This window comes from Pseudoalteromonas agarivorans, from assembly GCF_024518735.1.
Lineage (GTDB): Bacteria > Pseudomonadota > Gammaproteobacteria > Enterobacterales > Alteromonadaceae > Pseudoalteromonas > Pseudoalteromonas atlantica.
This window is the reverse complement of record NZ_JANIGJ010000011.1, coordinates 36602-56645: the sequence shown is the minus strand read 5'-3', so window position 1 is coordinate 56645 and position 20044 is coordinate 36602. Positions and strand designations below refer to the sequence as shown.

General features: G+C 41.0%; 17 protein-coding genes and 1 pseudogene. 11 read left to right on the top strand and 7 right to left on the bottom strand.

The annotated features are described in order from the left end of the window. Window positions 1–166 precede the first annotated feature (166 nt). From aroK to NQT65_RS17060, 4 genes are read left to right on the top strand one after another with little or no spacing between them, the layout of a single operon-like run. A complete protein-coding gene (aroK, locus tag NQT65_RS17075; protein ID WP_004589350.1) occupies window positions 167–685 on the top strand; it encodes a shikimate kinase AroK in 519 nt (172 codons plus the stop codon). A 28-nt stretch (window positions 686–713) separates the two neighbouring features. Continuing rightward, a complete protein-coding gene (aroB, locus tag NQT65_RS17070) occupies window positions 714–1784 on the top strand; it encodes a 3-dehydroquinate synthase (protein ID WP_024032528.1) in 1071 nt (356 codons plus the stop codon). Then, on the top strand, window positions 1784–3163 hold the full coding sequence (locus tag NQT65_RS17065) for an AAA family ATPase (protein WP_256851635.1): 1380 nt from the start codon (window positions 1784–1786) through the stop codon (window positions 3161–3163). The genes aroB and NQT65_RS17065 overlap by 1 nt, the downstream gene beginning before the upstream one ends. A 53-nt stretch (window positions 3164–3216) precedes the next feature. Then, window positions 3217–4083 (top strand): Dam family site-specific DNA-(adenine-N6)-methyltransferase, encoded by an 867-nt coding sequence (locus tag NQT65_RS17060; RefSeq protein ID WP_256846167.1) that lies wholly within the window; start codon window positions 3217–3219, stop codon window positions 4081–4083. On the opposite strand, the gene NQT65_RS17055 is transcribed toward NQT65_RS17060, so the two are convergent. Together NQT65_RS17055 and NQT65_RS17050 are read right to left on the bottom strand one after the other, a co-directional pair. Beyond that, window positions 4031–4216: a DUF2970 domain-containing protein gene (locus NQT65_RS17055; RefSeq protein ID WP_024032525.1), complete on the bottom strand. Its 186-nt coding sequence runs from the start codon at window positions 4214–4216 to the stop codon at window positions 4031–4033. The genes NQT65_RS17060 and NQT65_RS17055 overlap by 53 nt on opposite strands. A gap of 3 nt (window positions 4217–4219) precedes the next feature. After that, entirely contained in the window at window positions 4220–4516 is a 297-nt protein-coding gene (locus NQT65_RS17050; protein WP_029771857.1) for a hypothetical protein, read from the bottom strand. A gap of 427 nt (window positions 4517–4943) precedes the next feature. Here NQT65_RS17050 and rpe point away from each other — a divergent pair, with 427 nt between their 5' ends. From rpe to trpS, 3 genes are read left to right on the top strand one after another with little or no spacing between them, the layout of a single operon-like run. After that, window positions 4944–5627, top strand: a complete 684-nt coding sequence (gene rpe / locus NQT65_RS17045; RefSeq protein WP_029771856.1) for a ribulose-phosphate 3-epimerase — start codon at window positions 4944–4946, stop codon at window positions 5625–5627. Next, window positions 5627–6292: a phosphoglycolate phosphatase gene (locus NQT65_RS17040; RefSeq protein ID WP_256851634.1), complete on the top strand. Its 666-nt coding sequence runs from the start codon at window positions 5627–5629 to the stop codon at window positions 6290–6292. The genes rpe and NQT65_RS17040 overlap by 1 nt, the downstream gene beginning before the upstream one ends. Window positions 6293–6328: 36 nt before the next feature. After that, window positions 6329–7333, top strand: coding sequence for a tryptophan--tRNA ligase (gene trpS, locus NQT65_RS17035; RefSeq protein WP_256851633.1), 1005 nt, complete (start codon window positions 6329–6331; stop codon window positions 7331–7333). Between the two features lie 87 nt (window positions 7334–7420). On the opposite strand, the gene uvrA is transcribed toward trpS, so the two are convergent. Then, window positions 7421–10240, bottom strand: a complete 2820-nt coding sequence (gene uvrA, locus NQT65_RS17030; protein WP_126008706.1) for an excinuclease ABC subunit UvrA — start codon at window positions 10238–10240, stop codon at window positions 7421–7423. Window positions 10241–10403: 163 nt separating this feature from the next. On the opposite strand from uvrA, the gene NQT65_RS17025 reads away from it, so the two are divergent. Then, the gene (locus tag NQT65_RS17025; RefSeq protein WP_024032520.1) at window positions 10404–11771 is read left to right on the top strand and encodes an MFS transporter; all 1368 of its coding nucleotides are present in this window, start codon (window positions 10404–10406) and stop codon (window positions 11769–11771) included. Window positions 11772–11791: 20 nt separating this feature from the next. After that, window positions 11792–12496: a single-stranded DNA-binding protein gene (ssb, locus tag NQT65_RS17020; RefSeq protein WP_256851632.1), complete on the top strand. Its 705-nt coding sequence runs from the start codon at window positions 11792–11794 to the stop codon at window positions 12494–12496. A gap of 121 nt (window positions 12497–12617) precedes the next feature. Here ssb and NQT65_RS17015 read toward each other — a convergent pair whose 3' ends face one another. From NQT65_RS17015 to NQT65_RS17000, 4 genes and pseudogenes are all read right to left on the bottom strand, one after another. Continuing rightward, the gene (locus NQT65_RS17015; protein WP_029773082.1) at window positions 12618–13028 is read right to left on the bottom strand and encodes a hypothetical protein; all 411 of its coding nucleotides are present in this window, start codon (window positions 13026–13028) and stop codon (window positions 12618–12620) included. Window positions 13029–13092: 64 nt separating this feature from the next. Then, a pseudogene (locus NQT65_RS17010) lies at window positions 13093–13627 on the bottom strand (redoxin domain-containing protein). Between the two features lie 11 nt (window positions 13628–13638). Beyond that, complete coding sequence (locus NQT65_RS17005; protein WP_256851631.1) at window positions 13639–14778, bottom strand: MFS transporter; 1140 nt, start codon at window positions 14776–14778, stop codon at window positions 13639–13641. A gap of 69 nt (window positions 14779–14847) precedes the next feature. Beyond that, a complete protein-coding gene (locus NQT65_RS17000; RefSeq protein WP_256851630.1) occupies window positions 14848–16020 on the bottom strand; it encodes an MFS transporter in 1173 nt (390 codons plus the stop codon). A gap of 138 nt (window positions 16021–16158) precedes the next feature. On the opposite strand from NQT65_RS17000, the gene NQT65_RS16995 reads away from it, so the two are divergent. Together NQT65_RS16995 and NQT65_RS16990 are read left to right on the top strand one after the other, a co-directional pair. Further along, window positions 16159–17070: a LysR family transcriptional regulator gene (locus NQT65_RS16995; RefSeq protein ID WP_256851629.1), complete on the top strand. Its 912-nt coding sequence runs from the start codon at window positions 16159–16161 to the stop codon at window positions 17068–17070. A 170-nt stretch (window positions 17071–17240) separates the two neighbouring features. Further along, complete coding sequence (locus tag NQT65_RS16990; protein WP_256851628.1) at window positions 17241–19967, top strand: response regulator; 2727 nt, start codon at window positions 17241–17243, stop codon at window positions 19965–19967. Window positions 19968–20044: the final 77 nt, after the last annotated feature.

The following is a 20044-nucleotide window of genomic DNA, read 5'->3' as shown; positions in this document are numbered from 1 at the left end:
TCGTCAACGAGTGTTTATTGATAATAATTGCTCGTTATATGGCTTTTTATTGTAATAGACTTGAAATACCCGGCCAATTACTGAGATAATCCCCTCCTTAATTTTGGGGCCAGGTCGTTAGGCGGGGTTTTATTTCAAATTTTAGAGTTCGTTTGTACTAAAAGATATGGCTGAGAAACGTAATATATTTCTAGTTGGCCCCATGGGGGCTGGCAAAAGCACGATTGGTCGTCACATCGCTGACCAATTACACCTTGAATTTGTCGATTCTGATCAAGAAATCGAACGCCGTACCGGTGCAGATATTGCCTGGGTGTTTGATCTTGAGGGTGAAGAAGGCTTTAGACTTCGTGAAGAATCTGTTATTGGCGACTTAACCGAAATGCAAGGTATTGTACTTGCAACCGGTGGTGGTTCAGTAATGAGTAAAGAAGTTCGAAACAAGCTTTCGGCTCGTGGTATCGTTGTATACCTAGAGACACCTATAGAAAAGCAAGTTGCACGCACGCAACGCGACAAGCGTCGCCCATTACTGCAAACTGAAGAAGCACCTCGTAATGTACTAGAGCGCTTAGCAGAAGAACGCGAGCCACTATACAAAGAAGTTGCCGATTTTGTTGTACGCACCGATGAGCAAAGCGCTAAAGTTGTTGCTAACCAAATCATCGAGAAATTAGATTTTTAAAAACCAATAATAAAGGAAATAACAAAGCATGCTTGAATTAACTGTTAATTTGGACGAGCGAAGTTATCCTATTTTTATTGGTCAATCTGCACTTCAAGATAATGGCCGCCTTGTTCACCACATTGGTGATTGTCGGCCTATCATTATCACTAACGACACAGTTGCGCCTTTATATTTACAAGGACTGCTTGATTCGTTAGCTGATCTAGACCCTCTTTCTTTTGTCATTCCCGATGGTGAGCAATACAAGTCGCTTGAATGGTTTGAGAAAATATCTGCTTTTTTATTGCAAAATAATTGCGGCCGAGACACATGCTTAATTGCACTAGGTGGCGGCGTTATTGGCGATTTAACAGGTTTTGTTGCTGCATGTTATCAGCGCGGTGTACCGTTTATTCAAATTCCGACCACGGTACTATCACAAGTTGACTCCTCTGTAGGGGGCAAAACAGCGGTAAATCACCCACTGGGTAAAAACATGATTGGGGCGTTTTATCAGCCGCAAGCGGTTTTTATTGATACTAATTCACTTCACACTTTACCGGCGCGCGAATTTGCAGCGGGTATGGCCGAAGTTATTAAGTATGGTTTAATTTACGATACCGAGCTATTTGCTTTTATTGAGCAAAATGTAGAAAAGCTACAGCAACTAGATGAAGCAAGTTTGCAGCATATTATTTATAGATGTTGTGAAATTAAAGCGCTTATCGTGGCGCAAGATGAAAAAGAAAATGGCCTTCGTGCATTACTCAACTTAGGGCATACCTTTGCGCATGCAATTGAAGCGCAAATGGGATACGGTGTATGGCTACATGGCGAGGCTGTTGCTACCGGAATGGTACTTGCTGCTAAATTAGCGCATACACGCGGTGATTTATCGCAAACTGAGGTAGATAGAATTGTAACGCTACTCAAGCTTTATAATTTACCGACTGAGATCCCAAGTGAAATGACTGCTGAGCAGTTTTTAATGCATATGCGTAAAGACAAAAAAAATAAAAAAGGCACTATCCGCTTTATTTTACCTACTCAATTTGGTCAATGCGCATTGGTAGATGACGTATCAGACGACCAAGTTAGAGCGTTAATCGAGCAATAATGCAGGCGCAAATTTTACCAAGCCGTGCGGCGTTGGTGGATAGAATCGCTCTGCAATTTGAATACGGGCAAAACTTAATTGTATTACTAGGCACCTCTGGCCTAGGCAAAAGTTATATGCTCGAAACCTTCATCACCGACAAATACAACAGTTTTAATAAAGCATTTGTACAAGTAAGTGCCAGTGTAAATGATGTATCACTGATGAGTGATATATTAGAGCAAAGCTTTAACTCTCCGCTGATTGACCACGATTTATCGTTAAGTGAAAACTTTTACCAATTGTTGCAGCAGCAGCCGTGTGAGGCTTGTTTGTGGGTGCTCGATAATGCAAGGCACTTATCTGAAGAGCTATTACAGGAGTTAGAGTTACTTGCCAAAAACAGCCCTATAACGCTTTATATCATGCTAGCTTCGCAATCAAAGCTAGCTATTAATAATGCCGTTAAAATTTACTTAGAGCCTTTATCTGCACATGAATCTAAACAGCTAATGAGCTGGTATTTTCCTAATTTACCGTACGATGAAGACCCCGTATTTAGTGCATTTTTAAATGAAGCGAAAGGCAACCCCAGCTTATTATTAGCATGGCAACCAACGGAGCATGTGGCTGATATTGTAAAAAAAGATAAAGTGTCGTGGCGAGTACACTTAATCTCGTTGTTAATTATAATTATGCTACTTATCATTGGGTTGCTGTATAAAAATGATATGACCCAGTGGTGGCAAACGTACTATCAAAATCAACAAAGCCAGGACATAGATACCGCTATTCCTGCTTCTAAAATTACCGCTATTCCAAGCGCGTATAAAGAAGTCAGTAATGCTAATTCTGATATTTCAAAAGCGGATTTGCCGTTAGAGCCGGTCAGCGATAAATCACAAGAGAATGTAGCGCCTCATAAAAACGATGTGCCGGCGATAATGCAAAGCCTAACGCGTGAGGCTCAACAAAGCGCTCAAAGTGAGCAAAGTGAGCAAAGCGAGGCGTTACCACAAAGCTTAAACACTCCTGAGACTATTGAGCCAATTGAAAGTGGCGATAAAGAAAGCCCGCAGCCTAAAACCTCAAATAACGTATCAGATAACGCTTGGTATTTAGCTCAGCCAGATAATAATACAACTGTGCAGCTGCTAGCCGTTACACAGGAAAAAATCACCCGTGAGTTTATTATTGAACATAATTTAAGCCAGCGCGCTAAGGTATATCAAACTAAGCGAAATAATAAAGTGTGGTGGGTGGTTACTATTGGCAGTTATGCATCACTCGCTGATGCTAAAAGTGCGTTGTCTGCCTTGTCGAGTGCGCTTAGAAAGAACAAGCCTTTTTATAAAAAAATCAGCAAAATAAAACAAGAAATTGCACGACTTGATCAGTAAACTGACTCACTTTAGTGTAAAATCGCGCTACAGCAGATTGAAGTTAAGAACCAATGCAACAAAAGAGTAGAGCCTTCCTTAAATGGGCTGGCGGTAAATACAGCCTAGTTGAAGATATTAATGCACGTTTATCTCAAGCCAGCAAACACGCTGAAACCTTGGTAGAACCTTTTGTAGGTGCAGGCTCGGTATTTTTAAATAGTAATTTTAAGCACTATTTACTCAACGACATCAATGCTGATTTAATTAACTTATACAAAGAGCTCAAGCGCTCGCCTGATGAGTTTATTAGTGACTCTAAAAAACTATTTGTTGATTTAAATAACCACCCAGACGCTTACTACGAATACCGTGTACAGTTTAATAAAAGCAGTGATGTGTATGAGCGCGCAATGCTCTTTTTATACATGAATCGCCATGGTTACAATGGGCTGTGTAGGTATAATCTCAAAGGCATTTTTAACGTGCCATTTGGTAAATATAAAAAGCCTTATTTTCCAGAAAAAGAAATGTACTTTTTTGCCGAAAAAGCACAAAAAGCCACATTTACCTGCCTAAGCTACGATGATGTATTTAAGCTTGTGCCAAACAATGCGGTTATTTATTGCGATCCGCCTTATGTGCCGCTAAGTAAAACAGCGTCGTTTACCTCTTATGCTAAAGGCGGGTTTAATTTAGACGATCAAGCAAACTTGGCAAACTTAGCCGAGCAAGCCGCGTTTGAAAACAATACCCCAGTGCTTATATCTAACCACGATACCGTATGGACGCGAAAAATTTATAGCCAAGCTACACTTGGTAAAATTCAGGTAAAACGTACTATCAGCCCTAAAGGTGGATCACGCAACAAGGTCGACGAGTTAATGGCTATGTATTTAGCACCCAAGCAACCACTGCATAAATTGTCACTACAAAAATAACAAAAAACAGCACAGCTAAAGCAATAATAAAAAGAGGGGAGTGTTGTTGGAAGTCGGCTTGGCGTTTGTGCTCTGATTGCACACCAAAAAATGCTGCTAGCACACTTTGCAACGCGCTAATAAAGTGCAGCATTATTTAAAATAGAGGTTTTATTGAAGGCGTATTCTTAGCGTCTTCTGAGCTAGTTAATAGCTCTAATAAATCTAAATAATGAAACTGCGCACTGCGGCTATCGCCTGTTAGCCACGAAAACCACGATGAGTCTTCTTCTACTTTCGCACACGTTAAGGTGTTTGAAGCGTTTTTACTACTTGCCTGATGCTGACAATTGCTAACTAAGCTTAAATCTTGCTCAGAACTTGGCGCAAAACTAAATGCCCCAATAAATAACAATGCCGACGCAATTAAGATCCCTGTTTTAAATGCACGCATAATATTAGCCTAAAATTAAGTTACTCCTTTAATAATAACAAAAGCTGTATAAATAACAAACTAATATTTATCTGTAATAGCTAAGGCCCGTTGAAACTTGCGAGTTAAAGTGTGTTCTCAAGCTAAGAGTTTTTAAAGCGCGCCCCGAAGTTTGTAATCGAGTGGGCACAATAACTGCTCTTGCGTTAATCTAATAGCTTACATCATGTAAGCAAAGCTTGTGCATCCTACTCACGGCCTTCCCAAAAATTAAACATGCTGCCCAAAACTCAACCACTAAAGCTCAACACGCCCTAAAGCTTTTTATAAATAAATACTTATATATTTAAATCGATATTTTTAGTTATGCCTAATTTACAGTGTATTACTTGGGAAACCTCAGCATTTACGGTACATTAAGGCATATTTTACTGATTGACGGATTACTATGTTAAACCCTGAACAAAAATACTTAATTGCGCCTTCTATTTTGTCAGCCGATTTTGCAAAATTAGGCGAAGATGTGGATAAAGTACTCGCTGCAGGCGCTGATGTAGTACATTTTGATGTCATGGACAATCACTACGTGCCTAACCTCACTATTGGGCCTATGGTGTGTAAAGCGCTTAGAGATTACGGTGTAACAGCCCCTATAGATGTGCACCTAATGGTAAAACCAGTCGACAGTATAATTCCTTTGTTTGCAGAGGCCGGCGCATCAATAATTACTTTTCACCCTGAGGCCAGCGAGCATATAGACCGCACCATACAGCTCATTAAAGACCATGGTTGTAAAGCAGGCTTAGTATTTAACCCTGCCACTAGCCTTAGCTACCTCGATCACGTTATTGATAAGCTAGATACTATTTTATTAATGTCGGTAAACCCAGGCTTTGGCGGCCAAAGTTTTATTCCCCACACCCTTGAAAAACTAGCTCAAGCTAAGCAGCGTATAGTTGCGTCGGGTCGTGATATTCGCCTAGAAGTAGATGGTGGTATTAAGGTTGATAACATAGCGGCAGCAGCGCAAGCAGGTGCCGATATGTTTGTAGCAGGGTCTGCTATTTTTAATGAGCCTGATTACAAGGTTGTTATTGATCAAATGCGTGAGCAGTTAGGAAACGTAAAGTAATGAAATATGATGTAGCTTTGTTCGACCTTGACGGCACACTTGTTGATAGCGTTTACGATTTATACCTAGCAGTAAACTTAACACTGAGTGATTTAGCGTTTCCTATTGTTAGCCAAAGCTTGGTTGAAAGCTGGATAGGCAACGGTATTGAAACCCTAGTCCAGCGTGCACTCAGCGGCGATATGCAAATTAGCGAACATTTAGATGAAGCGCTTAGTGCAAAAGCCATTGCCTTATTTTACCAACATTATGAGCAGCTAGTGGGCAAGTATAGTGTGTTGTATCAGCATGTAGAAACAGGGCTCAGTGCTTTGCGGGGCATGCCAAAAGCACTTGTTACTAATAAGGCGCGCCTATTTACCGAGCTACTACTTGATAAGCTTTCCCTTACCAGTCACTTTGAAGTGATAGTGTGTGGAGACGATATGGCTAAAAAGCCTTCACCAGCGCCTTTATTGTATGCATGTAACAAGCTGAATGTTGAGCCGAGTAAGGCTATTATGATTGGCGATTCAAAAAGCGATATATTGGCAGCACATGCCGCTAAAATTGATGTAATAGCGGTGGATTATGGTTATAACCAAGGCGAAAATCTTGAGGATTATAATCCACAGTACCTATGCGATAACTTCTTAGATATAATACCAACACTAACACAGCGTTAAAATTTTTAATTAACTAAACAACACTAAAGGAAAATCATGAGTAAACCAGTAGTTTTAAGTGGCATTCAGCCAACCGGTGGTATGACAATAGGCAACTATGTTGGCGCTATTAACCAGTGGCTAAAGCTACAGGAAGACCACGAAAGTTTCTTTATGCTTGTTGATTTACACGCGATTACTGTTCGCCAAGAGCCTGAACTTCTTCGCTCTCGCGTATTAGATGGTATAGCGTTATACGCGGCATGTGGCATAGACCCTGAAAAATCGGCCTTATTTGTACAGTCGCAAGTGCCAGAACACGCGCAGTTAGCATGGGTGCTAAATTGTTATGCGCAAATGGGCGAGCTTAACCGCATGACCCAGTTTAAAGACAAGTCATCTAAGCATGCTAACAATGTAAACGTAGGTTTATTTTCGTACCCAGTATTGCAAGCAGCGGATATTTTATTATACCAAGCTGACCAAGTACCGGTAGGGGATGACCAAAAGCAGCACTTAGAGTTAACGCGTGATATAGCTACACGCTTTAATAATTTATACGGTGACGTATTTAAGTTACCAGAGCCATATATTCCCGAATTTGGCGCACGCGTAATGAGCCTTCAAGATCCGCTCAAAAAAATGTCTAAGTCTGATGAAAACCCTAATGGCTACATCATGCTATTAGATGAGCCTAAAAAGATTGAGAAAAAGCTTAAAAAAGCAGTAACCGATTCAGACGAGCAAGCGCGTATTTACTTTGACCGTACTGAAAAGCCAGGCGTTTCTAATTTACTTACTTTATTAAGCGTAGCCACTAAGCGCTCAATTGAAGACTTAGTGCCAGAGTATGAAGGTAAAATGTATGGCCACCTGAAAAAAGACACAGCCGATGCAGTTGTTAGCATGATTGAGCCAATCCAAGCACGTTTTAAAGAGATCAGAGAAGATCAAAACCTACTTGATAGCATCATGAAATCAGGCGCAGAAAAAGCCAGTGTACGTGCAGAAAAAACTCTTAAATCGGTTTACGATGCACTAGGGTTTATTCCTCGTACATAAATTGCTTTACTAGTATAAGCAAATAAAAATGCCGCTAAATTTAGCGGCATTTTTGTAACTTTTAATGAATACTTTTTATTATCTATCTTAAAGCAATGGCTTTAGGTAATGCCCAGTATGCGAGCGTTCACATTCGGCTACTTCTTCAGGCGTGCCTGCAATGAGTATTTCACCGCCCCCAGCGCCCCCTTCAGGGCCTAAATCAACCACCCAGTCTGCGGTTTTAACCACATCTAAGTTATGCTCAATTACCACAATGGTATTACCATGATCGCGCAGGCGATGTAATACCACAAGTAGTTGTTCAATATCGGCAAAGTGAAGGCCGGTTGTTGGCTCATCAAGTATATACAATGTTTTACCTGTATCGCGTTTAGAAAGCTCACGAGCCAGTTTTACACGTTGTGCTTCACCACCAGAGAGCGTGGTAGCAGCTTGCCCTAGGCGAATATACGATAAACCAACGTCCATTAGCGTTTTAAGTTTACGCGCTATTGCAGGTATTTTATCAAAGTAGTCGTGCGCGTCTTCAACGGTCATTTCGAGCACTTGGTGAATGTTTTTACCTTTGTATTGTACTTCTAAGGTTTCGCGGTTATAGCGCGCGCCCTTACATACATCACACGGTACATATACATCAGGTAAAAAGTGCATTTCTACTTTAATTACACCATCCCCTTGACAGGCTTCACAGCGTCCACCTTTAACGTTAAAGCTAAAGCGACCTACTTTATAGCCGCGAGAGCGGGCTTCTTGTGTCCCTGCAAATAACTCACGAATACCGGTAAAAATACCTGTGTAGGTTGCAGGATTTGAGCGCGGTGTACGACCAATTGGGCTTTGGTCAATATCAATCACTTTGTCAAAATGATCAAGGCCACTAATTGACTTGTAAGGCGCGGCTTCTGCTGTGGTCGCGCCGTTAAGCTCGGTATGCGCAAGCTTAAAGAGTGTATCGTTAATGAGCGTTGATTTACCTGAGCCTGATACCCCTGTAATACAGGTTAATAAGCCAAATGGAATTTTTAAGTCTACATTTTTTAGGTTATTCCCTGTGGCACCAAATAGCTCAAGCCATTTTTCGCTGGTTGGGTTACGCTCTTGTGGCACTTCTATTTTGCGCACGCCTGATAAAAACTGGCCCGTTACCGAGTCTTTAGTGGCTAAAATATCGTCACGTGTACCTTGTGCAATAATATGGCCGCCGTGTACACCCGCACCTGGGCCAATATCAATAATGTGATCGGCTGCGCGAATGGCATCTTCATCATGCTCAACAACAATAACGGTATTACCTAAGTCGCGTAAATGTACCAATGTTTGTAATAAACGGTCGTTATCGCGCTGGTGTAAACCAATTGATGGTTCATCCAGTACGTACATTACGCCTACAAGGCCTGCACCTATTTGGCTGGCTAAACGAATACGCTGGGCTTCACCACCGGAGAGGGTATCGGCACTGCGCTCAAGCGATAAGTAATTAAGCCCTACATTAATTAAAAACGATAAGCGGTCGCGAATTTCTTTCAGGATTTTTTCAGCTATTTGGGCTTTTTGGCCTGTTAGTGATAGCCCTTCAAAAAAGTCCATCGCTTCGCCAATACTCATAGTTGTAATAGCAGGTAGGTTTGTTTGACCTATAAATACGTGGCGTGCTTCTTGGCGTAAACGCGAGCCATGACAACTAGGGCACGCTTGGCTAGTTTGATATTTAGCGAGCTCTTCACGCACTGAGTTTGACTCAGTTTCGCGATAGCGACGGTTCATGTTGTTTAACACGCCTTCAAACTCGTGGTTGCGTGTTATTAAATCGCCTCTGTCGTTACGGTAGTTAAAGGCTATTTTTGTTTGACCTGAGCCTTCTAAAATAATTTTTTGCGATTCTTTAGCCAGCTTTTCAAATGGCACATCTAAATCAAAGTTATAGTGCTCGGCGACCGCCTGTAGCATTTGAAAATAATAAAAGCTGCGTTTATCCCATCCTTTAATAGCACCACCGGCAAGGCTGAGCTCTGGGTTATGTACCACACGGTTGGGATCAAAGTATTGGCGCACGCCTAAACCATCACAGCTTTGACACGCACCGGCAGGGTTATTAAACGAAAATAAGCGCGGTTCTAATTCGGTCATTGCGTAGCCACAGGTAGGGCAGGCAAAATTTGCCGAGAACAGCATTTCTTCTATCGTGCTGTCGTCCATGTAGGCTACATTTGCCACACCGCCAGACATCTCTAGTGCGGTTTCGAACGACTCTGCTAAACGCTGCTGTTGGCCATCTTTTACTTTAAAGCGGTCAACAACCACTTCAATAGTGTGTTTTTTATGAAGCTCAAGTGTTGGCGGATCTGATAAGTCGCATACTTCGCCGTCTATACGAGCGCGAATGTAGCCTTGGCTTGCAAGTTGCTCAAGTAATTTAACGTGCTCACCTTTACGATCTTTAACCACTGGCGCTAAAAGCATCAGCTTAGTGCCCTCTGGCAGTGCTAAAACGGTATCAACCATTTGGCTAATTGTTTGTGCTGCAAGTGGTAAGTCGTGGGTTGGGCATCGTGGTTCGCCCACGCGGGCAAACATTAAACGCAAGTAATCGTATATTTCGGTAATGGTACCCACTGTTGAGCGAGGATTGTGCGATGTAGATTTTTGCTCAATAGAAATGGCGGGAGAGAGGCCTTCAATATGATCAACGTCGGGCTTTTCCATTAACGATAAAAATTGCCTTGCGTAGGCAGAAAGTGACTCAACATAACGACGCTGTCCTTCTGCATATAAAGTATCAAATGCCAGTGATGACTTTCCCGAACCAGATAGGCCTGTGATAACAATTAATTTATCACGTGGGATGGTTAGGCTGATGTCTTTTAAATTGTGCGTACGGGCGCCTCGGACTTCAATGTTTTCCATGCTATCTCGTTTATTACCAAAATTATTTGTCCAGTATCGCATAATACGAAACATTATTAATCAATGATCAACGAAAAAATCCTTACTTATAGGCGATTAATTATTGCCAAGCTTGTGGTAGAATCCCAGCCTAAATTTTTCATATCGTAAGAATACGCAGATAATGACCGCATCTTCACTTAATTCACGAGAAAAGCGCGCCGCTGTATCGCTGGCGAGTGTGTTTGCATTTAGAATGCTCGGCTTGTTTATGCTGATGCCTGTATTGGCTATTTATGGCCAATCGCTTGATGGTTTTTCGCCTATGTGGATAGGATTTGCTATTGGCGCGTATGGCTTAACGCAAGCGGTACTGCAAATTCCTATGGGGCGTTTGTCAGATAAAATAGGCCGTAAAAAAGTAATTGTTGGTGGCTTAGTTGTGTTTGCGTTGGGCTCTGTTATTGCAGCCCTTGCTGAATCTATTCAAATGGTTACAGTGGGCCGTGCATTGCAAGGTATGGGCGCTATAGCCAGTGCGCTGCTTGCTTTTGCCAGCGACCTAAGCCGCGACGAACAGCGCCCTAAAGTAATGGCCGTAATTGGTATGAGTATAGGCATGAGCTTTGCTTTTGCTATGTTACTTGGGCCTATTGTTGCCGCGTCGTGGGGTGTAGCGGGGGTATTTTGGTTAACAGCAATACTTGCCGTGTTCGGTATTGGTATTATTTTATTTTTAGTGCCCAACGCAGTAAACAAAGCGCCCAAAGGCGATACCTTGGCAAGCTTTAGTGATATTAAAAAGCTTATTAAGCATCCGCAATTATCGCGCTTAAATGCAGGCGTATTACTGCTACATTTAACGCTAACCACTATTTTTGTGGTGCTACCCAGCCAACTAATAAAAGATGGCTTAGTGGCAAACCACCATTGGTATTTATATATTCCGGTATTGCTGTTAGCGTTTATTTTAATGGTCCCTATTATGATTATTGCCATTAAAAAAGAAAAAGAAAAACAAGCGTTTATTGGCTCAGTAGCACTGCTTTCTATTAGTATGTTTGCTATGTCTATTTGGGTGAATAGCGTGGTTGGCATTGCCATTTGTATGTTGCTTTATTTTGTAGCATTTAATTTTTTAGAAGCCACTATGCCTGCGCTTGTATCGCGTATTGCGCCCGCTAGCCAAAAAGGTTCGGCAATGGGTGGGTATTCGTCTAGCCAGTTTTTGGGGGCTTTTTTAGGTGGTATTTTAGGGGGTTATGTTGCCCAAACTACAAGTACGCAAGCTGTGTTTGCGGCAGCGGCACTTGTTGGGTTAATATGGCTTATTATTGCGTGGAAAATGCAAGTCCCACCGAAAAGTAAAGTTATTAGTTTAATGACCAATTTAAGTTCTGAAGAGCAAGCTCAAGCACTTGCTTCTCAGCTAGTTGCTTTACCTGGCGTAATAGAAGCAACAGTAGTACGCGACGAAAGCCGCAGCTATTTAAAGATTAATGATAAAGAATTTGACCTAGACCAAGCACGAAAAGTAGCTGGTTTAATCTAACGTTTATAGGAGATGGTTCCATGGCACGCGGTGTGAACAAAGTAATTTTGGTTGGTAATTTAGGACAAGATCCTGAAGTTCGTTACATGCCTAATGGCAATGGTGTAGCAAATATTACCTTAGCAACGTCAGACAGCTATAAAGACAAAAACACTGGCCAAATGGTTGATAAAACTGAATGGCACCGTGTAGTATTTTTTGGCAAGCTAGCTGAAATTGTTGGTGAGTACTGCCGTAAAGGCTCGCAAATTTACGTTGAAGGTAAACTTCAAACACGTAAATGGACCGACCAACAAGGCCAAGAAAAATACACAACAGAAATCGTTGTTGATGGCTTTACGGGTCAAATGCAAATGCTAGGCGCTCGCGGTGGCGATCAGCAAGGTGGTGGTTATCAAGGTAATCAAGGCGGCCAACAAGGTGGCGGTTACCAAAATAATCAACAAGGCGGTGGCTATGGTCAAAACAACCAAGCTCAAAACAGCCAGCAAGGTGGTTATGTACCACAGCAACAAGCTGCACCAGCACAACGCCCAGCTGCAGCACCTGCTCCACAGCAAAATAACCAATACCAACAATCAAACAACAGTGGCTTTGCTCCTGGGCAAAGTAATGCGCCACAGCAGCAAGGTGGTTTTGCACCTAAGCCGCAAAACGCCCCTCAGGGCGGTGCATCAAATCCTATGGAACCAACAATAGATTTTGATGACGACATTCCGTTCTAACCAAAGACAAAACGTCAAATGTTGAAAAATAATATTAAAAGCCGCTATTAAGCGGCTTTTTTGTAACTACACGTTTTAGTACAAAAGGCGCTGTTTCTATCTACCATTTAACACTTTAAAGTCACTCAAAACGTGCTATTAGCGCCTTTTTATAGGCTAAAAATTGTATGGCACATATAACTAAAAAGCAGCCTGAGTAAGTGACTAACTGAGCAATTGGCTCGGGGCGAACAAAATATTCATGTAACAGTGCCCCAATTAACGTACCCGCCAATAAAACATATGCAACATAGGTAAACAGTGCTTTTTGCTTTTCATTTTTAATAAACAAAAGAGCAAGCATCATTAAACCCACTACCAACTCCAGTAAACCAACGCTATACATATAAATTTTAGCGTTAACGGGCAGTACCTGCGCAAAGTAGCTAAAGGTTTTAACGCTTACTTGCGCTGCTAATAACTTTGGCAGGGCAAACTTAAACATAAAAAGCGCGCTGGCTAAATTTAAAAGGTTACTAAATAAATTCTTCATGAAAGCTTATTGCCTTAATAAAGCAGCCGTAAGGTAATAAACGCCACGACTGCAATTTAAATGGTTACACAACAGTGCCGCGAATAGGGTAGTTATTTTGCTCTTTAATAAACTTTAAGCCTCTTACAACCACGTCTAATTCAGGGCGTAAATACGGGGCATTAGAAATATTTACAGCTTGCAATATCCCTTGCTCATTTACGACAAATATCGCGGGCTCTGCAAAGTTGTGGTCGGTTTCTTGCTCAGAGCGAGGTGAGGAAATATACAGCCCAAGTTGTTTCATTTGCTGCTGTGTTAAACCATAAGCTATAAGGAAAGCTAACCGAGAGCGTGTCCATGCATTGTGTTAGCTGTGCGCGGTTATCTGCAGAAACAGCACAAACGCTTACGCCAAGTTCCTTTAATGCGGGTAATTGCGCTTCTAGTAAATTTAAGTAACGCATACAAAGCGGGCAGTGCTTGCCTCTGTATACCACGAGCATTTGCCACTCGGCGCCACCGTGCGGCTTACTTAGATCTGCGGTTGTCCCATCGAGCAAGTGTGCAGTAACTGTTGGAAATGAATTACCGGCTATTAATTTAAATGACTCTGACATAAAAACCTCTTTTATACTGATTGTGAATGATTTTTTTTAACAAATAAGTACAGCGCAGTGAGTGCACATAAGCTGATACAGCTAATAAAAATATTGCGAGTGCCTCCGGGGATATATTCAACAAACGATGTTAAAAATTGCCCAGAAAAAACAGCCATTGTGAAATAAGATAGGTTACGACCGCGAACAGAGGCTGCGCTACGCTCTACGGTCATATGGTTTAATAGTGGGATGCTAAAACCAAAGCCAATACCGCTAAACACAGCGCCTATTACCAATAACGCTGTACCCGTTTGTAAAAAGAAAGCAAATGATGCCCCATAGCCTATAAATGCCAGCGCAAGTACTTTTTGCTCGCCCATTTTTTTAGTTAACTGAGGCATAAAATGTGCCCCAACAACAGCCACTAACGAAATGAAAGAGAGTAAAAACCCTACTTGTTCTTCATTATAATTTTGCGCATGCATTGTGCTGGGTAGTAAAACAATTGCGCTAAAAAACGTGACCATTGCAAGCACAGCCAGCGAATACACATGCTTAAGAGACAAGCCATTATTTGATATTACGTGCTCTTGTGTTGCTTGTGCCTCTTGTGCTTGAGGGTGATTACGCGGCACAAAAAGTAGCAACATGGCTAAAAATACCCAAGAAATAAGGTAGAACGATAATGGTAAAGCCCAATGCTGCACAGCAAGTAAGCCACCTATAAATAGAAATATAACGCCACCTAGCTCTATTGCCATGCCTTGCTTAGCAAGCATGCCTAGGCGCGCTTTACCAAAGTACCACTGTGATATTAAAACGGTACATCCGGCCATAACAATTGAGGTAACACCGCCAAGTAAAATACGGTTAGCAAAAACCAACAGCGGCCCTTGTAACCAATACACGCTTGCACCTAAAAAGCCGTATAAAAATAAGCCAATAATTAATGAACAGTAAGCGCCATATTTATCAATTAATTTACCTGCAATAGGCGCAAATATAACAGCTCCTAAAGCCGGTAAGGTCACTAAAAATACCGCACTGTCAGCAACATTTAGGGCTGTTGATATACTGATTAAACCAGGTGCAACCAATGCACCCACCATGATTGTTAAGCAAGCTATACACAGCAAAGTGTAGCTTCCTGCGTTATTGAGTTTATTCATAAGTATTCTCTGTTTTTAAATGGGGCAACTAAAGGGTACTTACGCTTAGTTGCAAGGAGTTAATGGCGGTTATTTTTTTGCAAGAGAGTTAAAAGCAGCGCTGATGGTAATTAACATTACACTAAGGACGACTACGCCAGGCCACTGGTACAAAGCAAAGGCTTTCACACCAATAATTGAGCCAAAGGCGCCGCCTAAGTAGTAGCCGAGCATGTAAACAGCATTAATACGGCTTTGTGCGCTTGGGTCTATGCTAAATACGCGGACTTGATTGGCTACTTGTGCGCTAAAAATAGCGAAGTCGATTAAAATAATACCGATAATTAGGGCTATTAGGTTTCCTAAAAAAACGCCTGTAATAGCAAAACCAATTGCGGCAAGTGTGAGTACTATCATGACTAATTTTTTAGAGCCCAGCGCATTGACCCACTTACCCGAAGACTTAGCCCCTATTACGCCAGCTAATGCAATGATGCCAAATAATCCGGCCTCTTGGGCACTGTAGTTAAAAGGTGCATCACTGACATAAATAGCTAAAGTAGCCCATAGTACATTAAAAGCAGCAAACCAAAGCGCGCCAGTTAAAGTAAACACTTGTAGTGGTTTGTGCAGTTTAAATAACGCCACTGTACTTTTAAGTAGCGGCCAGTAACGTAAGCTAGTTTGTGGTTTATTTAGGGGTAAAAAGAGCCTAAGTAGTACACCAAATAGCGCAGCTAATATTGCAGACATAACAAATACGCCACGCCAACCAAAGTGTTCTCCTACAAAACCGCTTAACGTGCGTGAAAGTAAAATACCAATGGTTAGACCCATCATTAAGGTGCCCAATGTCGCCCCTTTATTTTCAGCAGATACAAGTGATGCCGCAAAAGGGATTAATTGCTGGGTAATGTTGGCACTTACCCCTATTAAAAATACCGACATTAATAACAGCGGTAAGTTAGGTGTAAATACGGCAAAACTACACGCAATAACCAGTAAGCCCGATAAAATGCTTATTAAGCGACGACGCGCAATAGAATCCCCCAGCGGCGAAATAAACAATAGGGCAAAAGCGTAACCAAATTGAGTAAATGCGGGAATGCTACCAAGTTGTGAATCCGTTAAATTAAACTCGTTACCAATCAGGGGTAAAATTGGCTGGCTGTAATATAGGTTTGCAGCGGTTGCTGCAATGGCGGTTGTCATCAACAATAAAATAAAGCGACTTAACGAGGCGCTTTGCGTTACCCGGGTCATTTTGCTCTCCAACATTAAAAGGTAGGCGAACGATAGAGGGAGATGCTTGATGTTAGAAATGTTTAAATTTGATGGAATCTATACAAATAACGTATAGTTGTTGTTATACCTCTCACACAGAGCAAATTTGAGTAGTACATGGATATAAAAATATTAAAAAGTTTTATTGCAGTGGCTAAGCACTTGAGCTTTTCCGAAGCGGCTCAAGAGCTACATACTGTTCAACCCGCTATAAGTCGCCATATTTCTTCGTTAGAAGAGCAGCTAGGTGTTAGCTTGTTTATCCGTAACTCTCGGGAAGTGTCGATCACGCAAGCGGGAGAGCAGTTAGTTAAAGATGCCACGGCAATTTTAGCGCTTACAGAGCGGGCTAAAAATAAGGTTAAACTGGTCGATAGCGGGCAGTTAGGCTCGCTGAGTATTGCGTATTTAAGCTCTGCGTGTTTAACATTTTTGGCCAAATTAATCCGAACGTATAAGTCGCAGTTTCCTAATGTTCACGTTACCTTGCTAGAAATGACCGCGACCGAGCAAATAGAGGCCCTTAAAAACGAACGGGTAGATATCGCGTTTTCTCGGCCGTTACCAAGCACCATAGCCGATGAGTTTATAAGTGAAACTATGTACGTTGACCGACTCGTAGCGGTGGTCAACAAAAATCATCCCTTTGCATCGGTGCAAACTATTGATATGAAAACCCTTAAAAATGAGCCGTTTATTCTTTTTAATCGCGACGAAGCCTTAGGGTTGTTTGATGAAATTATTACTCGTTGCAAGCGCGCTGGCTTTTCACCTAACATTATTAGTCAGCCAAGGCATATGCAAACCTTAGTAACAGAGGTTGCCGCTGGTTTAGGGTTAGCTATAGCGCCTTATTGTGTAAGTAAATTATATAGCGAGGGGTGCCATTTTATAGAGTTAGAAAAGGTCGACACACAAATTTATTTGCAGCTGCAATACAAGCAAATTAACAGCAGTGCTACCACGCAAGCGTTTGTAGAAATGGCACTTAATGCCCAAGCAGAAATTCAGCTTAGCATGCGTAATTGAGTTGGCTTTATAAAAGCGCTTTTAGCTAACTTATGCGCCGCAATAATTAGCGAGGCGTAAATGCGAAAAAACGCAAATACACCTTTGTAATTTACATCTCATTTAATTGATTTGTAACTAATTAACATCTACTCTAGTGGTACTAATCACTTCAAGCAACTATGAGAAACATGAAAGCCATTATTTTATTTTTATTTCTTGTTTTTCAATTTGCCAGTTTGCCGGTAAGCGCTCAACCGGATTCTAAAATTACCAATGTCTTATTTATCAATTCTACCAACCAACATATGCCTTGGCATAAAAGTGTTGAAGAGGGCTTAAATAGCGAGCTATCAACACGAACTTTTGACTATGAGCTTTTTGTTGAAAACATTGATGTAGGGCGCTTTGATGAGGCCACTCAAACGCAATTAATGAGCGACTACCTTAAGCAAAAATATAAAAATAAGCGCATAGATATAATTGTCACGCAATCCCCCTCAGCTGCCACGTTAATATCGCAATTGAATGATTTTTTTACTAGCACACCAAAAATTTATTTAGAACCTGGCGAACAGTTTAGGCTACCGGCAAACACTAATAATGCCTCAATGCAGGCTAAGTTAGACTACAAGCAAGCAACCGCCAGCGCGGTTAATTTAATGAAACCTAAAAAGCTCATAGTCATCTTAGATACTAAAAATGAAATAGGTATAAACTTTTATACGGGGCTGTTTAATATTATCAGCCAAGATTTTTCGTATTTAGAAGTTGAGCAATGGTTTGATCTTCCTGCTGCAGAACTGATGACAAAAGTAAAAAATGCGCCTTCAGACGCTATTATTTTATTTACCCCTATATTTAGAAATTACGAAAATAAGTCGATTAGCCCGTATCAGCTCGTCAGCTTACTCGCTCAGCACAGTAACGCCCCCATTTTTAGCTACTGGGAAGTTTTGTTGGGCTCAGGTGTAGTGGGTGGTTATGTTTTATCAGGTGAGAAAATAGGTAAACGCGTGGGTGAAGCTATTATTTCTTACAGTGAAAATAACGTGTTACCTACTATAAGCGATGAAAAATTAAGTGTTCATAAATACGATTGGCGACAGCTAAAAAAATATAATGTTGCCCCGCAAAGCCTGCCAGAAAAATCGATTATTGCTTATTACAAGCCGAGTTACTTTGAACAAAATAAAGTGTTAATTTACAGCGCCGCCATTACTATTTTTGTATTGAGCGCTTTTTTAGTGTTTGTATTACGATTAAACCGCCGCCGCATTCAGCTTGTAAACGCGCTTGATGAAGAAAAGCTACGACTTGAATCGCGTGTAGAGCAACGCACTAAAGAGCTATTACAAGCTAAAGAAGAAGCAGAGCAACTTACCTCGTCAAAATCTGAATTTTTAGCCAATATGAGTCACGAGATCAGAACCCCAATGAGTGGCATTATAGGGCTGACAAATATTTTATTGGGCAAAAACTTACCTGAAGAAGATAAACAATATTTAGAAAAAATAAAGTACTCGTCAGATCAATTGCTTGTGGTTATTAATGACATTTTAGATTTTTCAAAAATCGAGTCAGGAAATATCAAACTCGAGGCCTTTGCATTTTCGTTAAACGCGGTTGTCGATTATATAACGACCACATTTGAAAATAGGGCGCGGAGTAAAGGTATTGCGTTTGAGATTAATATTAGCGATAACGTTAAACATAACTTAGTTGGCGATGTGGTGCGTATAAACCAAGTATTAATTAACTTGTGCTCTAACGCGATTAAGTTTACCTCTAATGGAGCTGTTTCGGTGCAAATAGACGCAGAAGAAGCCCCCCATGACACCAAAAGTACTGTTTTACGCTTTAGTGTTAAAGATACCGGCATAGGTATTGATGAAAAAAGCTTACCTAACTTGTTTGAATCATTTACTCAGGCCGACAGCTCTACAACCCGAAAATACGGGGGAACGGGGTTAGGCTTAGCCATTAGTAAACGTTTATGCCAAGCAATGGGTGGCGATATTTCTGTAAGCAGCACGCAAGGTGAAGGCAGTGAGTTTATTGCTACCATAAACGTTGAGGTAAACACCCAAGCATTAATAGAAGACAGCCCACAGTTATCATTTGCTGAACCATTTGATGTATTACTAATAGATGATAACGAAGATGATTTAAGCTTAATTAAAAGTCAGCTTAGTGCAATGGGGCTGCGTTGTACACCTTGCACGCAGGCAAGTGATGCAATAGAGATAATTAAAAAAAATATAAACACTTATAAAATTATTATTGTTGATTGTGAAATGCCGACCATGAGCAGTGAAACGTTTTTTACTCGCATTTACAACGTAAACCCACAGCTTTGCAACAATATAATTGTACTTACAGCAAGCAAAAACGACGCAATTTACGACATAGCTAAAAAAATAAACATTAAAACTATTTTGCATAAGCCTGTGCTTACCAGCGTGTTATTTGAAGCGATGAAAAGCAAAGTGGTTAGCCCTTCTACAAGTAATACCCATAAACCTGCCACCGAAAAGCCACTGCAAGGGGTAAAAATACTCGTTGTGGAAGATAACGCCATAAACAGGTTAATTGTATCCGATATATTAGCCGCCAGTGGGGCGCAGGTGCACGTAGTAGAAAATGGTTTAGAATGCATACAAACCGTAAAATTAGAAACGTTTGATATTATTTTAATGGATATTCATATGCCCATTATGGACGGTGTAGAAGCGACTAAAGTAATACGCAGTGACAGCAATACTGCGCTTGCCTCTATGCCTATCATTGCGTTAACTGCAAACGTAATGAAAGATGATATTACTCACTACCTATCTATTGGTATGAATGCACATGTTGCTAAACCAATAAAAGCTAAAACATTACGAGATACAATACTTAATTGCTTAAATAAATAAACTTATCAATTACCTACCTTTAATAGCAGGCTTTAACACCTGCAACGTTAAAAAACCAAACGTAAAATTTATATAAA